This is a genomic window from uncultured Zoogloea sp. (assembly GCF_937894855.1).
Lineage (GTDB): Bacteria > Pseudomonadota > Gammaproteobacteria > Burkholderiales > Rhodocyclaceae > Zoogloea > Zoogloea oryzae.
On record NZ_CALAYQ010000002.1, the window covers coordinates 1 to 6,537 of the forward strand.

Annotated in this window: 8 protein-coding genes; 4 read left to right on the forward strand and 4 right to left on the reverse strand. The window is 68.4% G+C overall.

The window, feature by feature from the left end; translation table 11 throughout:
• The coding region (locus Q0672_RS00045; protein WP_298618518.1) for a radical SAM protein at positions 1–271 on the reverse strand (271 nt) is incomplete at its 3' end.
• A gap of 203 nt (positions 272–474) precedes the next feature.
• Between Q0672_RS00045 and Q0672_RS00050 the strand changes: the two genes are divergently transcribed.
• Positions 475–693, forward strand: a complete 219-nt coding sequence (locus Q0672_RS00050; protein ID WP_153162519.1) for a DUF3079 domain-containing protein — start codon at positions 475–477, stop codon at positions 691–693.
• A 16-nt stretch (positions 694–709) separates the two neighbouring features.
• Here Q0672_RS00050 and Q0672_RS00055 read toward each other — a convergent pair whose 3' ends face one another.
• Positions 710–1,174, reverse strand: coding sequence for a CreA family protein (locus Q0672_RS00055; protein WP_153162520.1), 465 nt, complete (start codon positions 1,172–1,174; stop codon positions 710–712).
• 85 nt (positions 1,175–1,259) lie between these two features.
• Between Q0672_RS00055 and Q0672_RS00060 the strand changes: the two genes are divergently transcribed.
• The gene (locus Q0672_RS00060; RefSeq protein ID WP_298618522.1) at positions 1,260–2,906 is read left to right on the forward strand and encodes an ATP-binding domain-containing protein; all 1,647 of its coding nucleotides are present in this window, start codon (positions 1,260–1,262) and stop codon (positions 2,904–2,906) included.
• A 19-nt stretch (positions 2,907–2,925) separates the two neighbouring features.
• A complete protein-coding gene (locus Q0672_RS00065; protein ID WP_298618524.1) occupies positions 2,926–3,357 on the forward strand; it encodes a gamma-glutamylcyclotransferase family protein in 432 nt (143 codons plus the stop codon).
• 45 nt (positions 3,358–3,402) lie between these two features.
• Here the strand turns inward: Q0672_RS00065 and Q0672_RS00070 are convergent, their stop codons facing one another.
• The gene (locus Q0672_RS00070; RefSeq protein WP_298618526.1) at positions 3,403–4,314 is read right to left on the reverse strand and encodes a PEP-CTERM sorting domain-containing protein; all 912 of its coding nucleotides are present in this window, start codon (positions 4,312–4,314) and stop codon (positions 3,403–3,405) included.
• A gap of 342 nt (positions 4,315–4,656) precedes the next feature.
• Positions 4,657–5,565, reverse strand: coding sequence for a recombination-associated protein RdgC (locus Q0672_RS00075; RefSeq protein ID WP_284189362.1), 909 nt, complete (start codon positions 5,563–5,565; stop codon positions 4,657–4,659).
• Positions 5,566–5,717: 152 nt separating this feature from the next.
• Between Q0672_RS00075 and Q0672_RS00080 the strand changes: the two genes are divergently transcribed.
• Positions 5,718–6,537: hypothetical protein (locus tag Q0672_RS00080; protein WP_298618529.1), on the forward strand; the 820-nt coding region annotated here is incomplete at its 3' end.

The window sequence follows — 6,537 nt, forward strand, 5'->3', positions numbered from 1 at the left end:
CGAAGATGTCGGGGCGCAGCAGCGGCTCGCCGCCGGAGAGGATCAGCACCGGCACCCGGAAGGCCTTGAGGTCGTCCATGGTGCGGAAGATCTCGTCGGTCGAAAGCTCGCCGGCGAAATCCTTGTCGGCCGAGATCGAGTAGCAGTGCTTGCAGGTGAGGTTGCAGCGGCGGATCAGGTTCCAGATCACCACCGGGCCCGGCGGGTTGCGCTTCGGCCCGATCGGCGTGGGCGCCGCGATTTCGCGGAGGTAGGCGGAGATGCGGAACATGACGGCAGCCTCGGTAAGGGATGACCCGATTGTCACCGCCGCCCGGGCGCCATGACCTTGACGGGTATCAACGGCGCAGGGCTGATCGCACTGCCGACGGGCTCCAGCGCCGCGTTTTGTTAGCGTGGATCAAAGCGCGTCCGGCTGGCGGGGGTAAGCTGCCGATATCCGAGCAAAACACTCAACTACTCCAGCGCCACGCCATGGCCAAGAAGTTTCCCCTGCACCCGAAGCACCCCGAGCGCATCTGCTGGGGCTGCGACAAGTATTGCCCGACGGACGCCCTCGCCTGTGGCAACGGCTCGGGCCGCACCCTGCACCCGGCCGAGATGCTGGGCGAAGACTGGTACACCTTCGGCGACTGGGGCCTCGACATCGACCCCGAGACCGACAGCGTGCCGCCGACCCGCGACGGAACCTGAACCGGCCGATCCGGCGCTACTTCGCGCCCCAGGGCATCACCGGAACCGTCGAGATGCTGTTGGCCGGCGCACCGTCGATCAGCTTGCGGCTGATGGCGACGTACACCAGCGTGTTGTTGGCCTTGTCGAACATGCGCACGATGCGGGTTTCCTTGAACACCAGCGAGGTGTCCTCCGAGAACACCACTTCGTTCTCGGGCAGCTTGGCGGGCAGAGTGATCGGGCCGGTCTGGCGGCAGGCCAGCGAGAACTGGGACGGGTCCTGGGCGAGGCCCAGGCTGCCCGACACGCCACCGGTGCGGGCCTGGCTCACGTGGCAGGTCACGCCGGGCACCCTGGCGTCGTGGAAGGCCTCGACGCACACCTTGTGGTTGGCGCCGATGAGTTTCCAGGTGGTGGTCACGCAGCCCACCTCGTCGGCGCTGGCATGGTTGGCGGCGAGGCCGAGGACGATCGCGGCAAAGGCGTTGCGATAGCGCATCAGGGGCTTCCTTTCTGACAGAATGGGGCACATCCGGCTGCCCGGACGGCATCCGGGCCACGCTACCACATTCCGCCCCCCAATCATGGCCATCGTTCATCCCGCAGGCTGGCGCGAGCTGGCCGCCACCGGCGCCGCCCAGCGCGAGATCGAGACCCTCGCCCAGCTCGCTGACGGCCTCTCCGACGACTACACGATCTTCCACGGCGTGCACTGGACGCGCATCCACCAGGGCCGCCACGCCATCGTCGGCGAGATCGACTTCGCCATCGTCGGCCCCACCGGCAAGCTGCTGCTGGTCGAGCAGAAATCCGGCTTCCTGGCCGAAACCCCGGGCGGCCTCGTCAAACGCTACGGCCAGAAGGACAAGCAGGTGGCGATGCAGCTCGCCCGCAACGTGGACGCCCTCACCAACCGGCTGCGCGCCGTGTGCGACGGCGAGCCCATCGAGGTGGACGCCCTGCTGTTCTGCCCCGACTACACCGTGCGGGCGCCCGGCACCGCCGGCATCGACCCGGCGCGCATCGTGGACGCCACCCGGCGCCAGTATCTGGTCGAGGTGATCCGCGCCATCCTGCCCGCCAGCGGCCCGCGGCTCATCAACCGGGCGAAGGTGGAGCGCTTCCTGGGCGACGTGCTGGCGCTCGTGCCCGAAGTGCACGCCATCGTCGGCGAGGCCCACGCCCTGTACACCCGGCTCGCCGGCGGGCTGGCCGACTGGGCGCGGCGGATCGACTTCACGCCCTTCCGCCTGCGCGTGGTGGGTACCGCCGGATCGGGCAAGACCCAGCTGGCGATGGCCGCCTACCGGGACGCCCTGGCCGCCGGAAGGCAGCCCATGTACGTGTGCTACAACCGCCCGCTGGCCGACCACATCGCGCTGATCGCCCCGCCCGGCGGCGTGGTGGTCACCTACCACCAGCTGGCCGACCGGCTGCTGCGGGCCCGCGGCGAGGCGCCGGATTTCACCCGGCCCGATGCCTTCGCCCGCCTCGAAGCCGCCCTCGACGACCTCCAGCCCGCCGATGCCGAGCAGGTGGACGAGCTCATCATCGACGAAGGCCAGGATTTCCAGGCCGGCTGGGCCCGCAACCTGCTGCGCTTCCTGCGCCCCGGCGGCCGCGCCTGGTGGCTCGAAGACCCGCTGCAGAACCTCTACGCCCGCCCGCCGGTGGATCTGCCCGGCTGGGTCGTGCTCCACGCCGACACCAACTACCGCAGCCCGCGGGACATCCTCACCAGCCTCAACCGGCTGCTCCCCGGCCGCGGGGTGGAAGCCGGCAGCCCGATCGAAGGCGCCGAGGTGGAGATCATCAGCTACACCGGCCCGGATGATCTCGCCGCCGCCTCGACCCGCGCCCTCACCCGCGCCGTCGGGCTCGGCTTCAAGCGGCCGCACATCGCCCTCGTCACCTACCGGGGCCGCGAGCACTCGCGCCTCACGCCGCTCACCCGGCTGGGCAACTTCCCGCTCAAGGCGCCCACCGGACGCTACGACCTGCTGGGCAACCCGATCCTCACCGACGGCGACGTCCTGATCGACTCGGTGCACCGCTTCAAGGGCCGCGCCGCGCCCTGCGTGATCCTCACCGAGATCGACTTCACCACCCTCGACGACGCCGCCATCCGGCGCCTCTTCGTGGGTGCCACCCGGGCCACCCTCAAGCTGATCCTGGTGGCCACCGACAGCGCCGCCGCGGTGCTGCGCGAGCGCCTCCTGCCCGCATCCTGACCTTTCCCCGGAGTCCCCGATGCCGTCCCCCACCCACTGCTTCACCTACGGCTCGCTGATGTGCGAGGACATCATGGGCGCCGTGTGCGCCGCCCGCGCACCCTTCGTCGCCGCCACCCTCGACGGCTTCCGGCGCTCGCCGGTGACCGGCGAGGAATACCCCGGCATGGTGCCCGCCCCTGGCGAGCGGGTCGAAGGCGTGCTCTACCTTGATCTGCCCGAATCCGCGTGGCCGCGCCTCGACCACTTCGAGGGCATCGAATACAGCCGCGAGCAGGTAAGCGTGCGCACCGCCGACGGCCGCTCGCTCGCCGCCTGGACCTACGTCTTCAAGCCCGAATTCGCCAGCCGGCTCGGCCCCGGCGAATGGGATTTCCAGCGCTTCCTCGCCACCGGAAAGGCCCGCTTCACCGCGCAGTTCATGGGCTTCGACGAATCCACCCGCCCATGAAAAACGGCGGCCGCAAGGCCGCCGGACGGTTGAGCCGGGGCTGACTCAGCCGCGCAAACGACGCACCCCCAACCAGCCGAGACCGCTCAGCATCAGGGCCAGGGTGCCGGGTTCGGGCACGCTGCCGCCGCCCGGATTGGTCGGGTCGACCACCGGGGCGAATTCGCTGTTGAACACCCAGCGCCGGATGTCGTGGTCGGCCGTCGCCGCGCCGGTGCCCGAGGTGAAGCCCACGAAGGCGTTGGTGGTGCCGAGCACCGACACCAGATCGACGGTGTAGCTCATCAACGCGGCCGCCGGGCGGGTGTCGTTGAGGGCCAGACGCACCTCGAGGCTGTCGGTCACACCGTTGTAATCCACCCAGGCGTGGAAGATGCTGCCGCTGTCGAGCTGGGCCGGCAGGGTGTCAGCGCGCGCCACCGAGCACACGCTGCCAGCAAGGTTGATGCCGGCGTGGTTGCCGTTGTTGCCGTCGCAGGGGCCGTTGTCCCAGTTGTCGAACTCGACGCCCACGCTGTTGGCGAGGCCGTCGTAGCCGATCCCTCCGCCACCGCCGCCGGCCGTGTTGGCCACGGTCTGCACGGTGAACACGATGCCGTCGGCACCGCCACCGCCCTGGTTGGTGAACTGGAACTCGAAGTAGCTCGAGAAGGACGCGTCCGACGCCAGCGAGATGGCGTTGGTCAGGAAGGCGCTGCCCGACTGGGCGTAGTTGTTGGTGAGGCGCAGCACCCGCTCGTCGCCGACATTGGGACCGACCACGCCCACGCCGCCGGTGTCGATGGTGGCGGTGACGCCGTTGAGGGTGAAGTCGGCCAGGCTGTTGAAGTTCTGCATGTTCACCAGCAGCGCGTGGGCCGGCGCCGCGGCAAACATCGCGCCGGCCACGCCCAGTGCGCCGGCAAGCTGCCGCAGGCGCGCGCCCGCGAACGTCGGAGATTCAGTGCTTTTCGACATGGAAAACCCTCCCGATGCGGTCAGAAATGCGCGCGCCAGCCTTCCGGCGAGCGATATCCAGACAGAAGCATAAGCCATGCCAAAAAACACAAGATGCCCCTGTCCTGCCGCGAGGGTCTTGTTGCCCAAAATGGTCAAGAGCGTTGAGCCATGGGCTTTTCGGGGACACGCCCGAACCGTGAACCCGGTTTGGGTATTTATAAAAATCAACGATTTGAGAAAATCGTCAGATACCCACTCTGGGCACCGCCGGGCGGCCGCCGGACGTAAAAATGCCGCCAGGTGTTAAAAATTCCGACACCTGACGGCACTTTTGATTGACGCCGGCTGCCCGGCTGCGGGTCAGATCACCGTTTCCTTGTCCTCACCCCCCAGCACCTCCAGCAGCGCGGGGATCAGGCGGGACAGTTCACCGCTCATCAGGGCGAAATCGGCCTCCATCTGCATGTCGGCGGATTCGGCGTTTTTGTCGGCTTCCTCCTTGATGATGTCGAGGAAGGCGACCCGCTTGATCTCCATCTTCTCGGTCAGCACAAAGCTCACCCGGTCGTCGAAGGTGAGCGCGAGGCGCGTCGGGAGCTTGCCGGCGGCGAGGTGGTCCTGCACGTCCTTGCCGTCCAGCGCGTGGCGCACGTAGCGCACGGCGGCCTTCTCGTCGGTGACGGCGCGCAGCTCGCAGTCCAGGTCGATGGTGAAGTTGCCGCTGGCCTCGTTGGCGGCCAGCCAGCCGGTCATCACCGACACCGGCGACAGTTTGGTCTTGACCATCTTCACCGGCAGCTCGTCCAGGGTGTCACGCAGGGCTTCGAGGACTTCCTCGGCGCGGGCCGGGCTGGAGGCGTCGATGATGAGCCAGCCGCCCACCGGGTCGATCCACGCGAACACGCGGCGGCGGCGGGTGAAGGCGCGGGGCAGCAGCTCCTGGAGCACGGCCTCCTTGATCTCCTTCATCTGCTTGCGGCCGGGCTTGTAGCCCTGCTGGGCCTCGATCATCTCGGCCTTGTCGGCGGCCACGTCATTGACGACGGACGAGGGCAGCAGCTTCTGCTCGACGGCCAGCGAGATGAGGAAATGGCCCTTCACCGGCAGCACGAAGCGGTCGTCCTTGGTGGGCGAGCTCCAGCCGCGGCTCGCCATGTCCTGGCTGCCACAGGGCTGGAAAGGACGGGCGGCGAGCTTTTCCTGCAGCGTGTCGGCGGTGAGCGCCCAGTTTTCGGGGAGACGGTAGATCTGGAGGTTGCGGAACCACATGGCGGGGTACATCCGTGCTGATGGAAAAGAGGCGGCATTGTAGCGGCTCAGGGCCGACCGGGAAGGGGCCGTGACCTTGCAGTGGTTGACGCTCTGAATTTCAGAGTTATAGACTCTGAATCACAGAGTAAAACCGTACGGAATATCAAGTCATGGCCGACCCGATCACCCGCCAGCTCGACAGCATCCAGTCCATGCTCACCCGCGGCCAGCGCAACCTGCGCATGGAGCGCCACAGCCTGATCCTGTGGGGCCTCGCCGGCGCCGGGCTGTTCACGGCGAGCGATCTGGTATTCACCGCCGAGCAGATCCCCGACACCGCCAGCCGCGCGGTGGCCTGGCTGCTGCTGCTCGCCGCGGCGCTGGGCGGCACCGGCTTTGCCGACTGGCACCTGACCCGCCGCGTGAAGGCCGCGCGGGACGAGACGTGGTCGTTCATCCACCGCCAGGTGGTCAAGCTGCTGTGGCTCTTGATGGCGGTGGGCACGCTGTTCACCTTCGCCACCTTCTTCTACGGCGGCGGCTACATGCTGTGCACCGTGTGGCTGGTGATGATCGGGCTGGCGCTGTACGTCCACGGCCTGTTCTCGGAAGAGGTGCTCGAATGGACCGGCGGCATCATCATCGCCATCGGCGTGGCGGGCCTCGTCGCCCGGCTGCCCTTCGAGACGATGAAGTGGATCGCCGCGGCGGTGTTCGGCATCGGACTGCCGCTGCTGTCGCTGCTCCTCGACCACGGCCGCGCGCGCCCCTTCGTGGTCCGCCTCGGGCAGTCCATCGGGTGGACAGTGGCGGTGCTGGCGGCACCCCTCGTCGCCCACCGCGTGGCCGCTTCCAGCCTGCCGCCCGAGTTGCCCGTCACCGCCCTGGCCGACTACCGCGCCGGCGCGGCTCCGTCGGGCGAGACCATCGTCCGCCTGCCCGCCGGCCAGCCGGTGCCGGTGAAGGTGGCGGTGTCCGGCGACCTGTTCC

Coding starts and splice junctions, on each gene's coding strand:
- Q0672_RS00050 (WP_153162519.1), top strand. CDS start 475: ATGGCCAAGAAGTTTCCCCTGCACCCGAAGCACCCCGAGCGCATCTGC.
- Q0672_RS00055 (WP_153162520.1), bottom strand. CDS start 1,174: ATGCGCTATCGCAACGCCTTTGCCGCGATCGTCCTCGGCCTCGCCGCC.
- Q0672_RS00060 (WP_298618522.1), top strand. CDS start 1,260: ATGGCCATCGTTCATCCCGCAGGCTGGCGCGAGCTGGCCGCCACCGGC.
- Q0672_RS00065 (WP_298618524.1), top strand. CDS start 2,926: ATGCCGTCCCCCACCCACTGCTTCACCTACGGCTCGCTGATGTGCGAG.
- Q0672_RS00070 (WP_298618526.1), bottom strand. CDS start 4,314: ATGTCGAAAAGCACTGAATCTCCGACGTTCGCGGGCGCGCGCCTGCGG.
- Q0672_RS00075 (WP_284189362.1), bottom strand. CDS start 5,565: ATGTGGTTCCGCAACCTCCAGATCTACCGTCTCCCCGAAAACTGGGCG.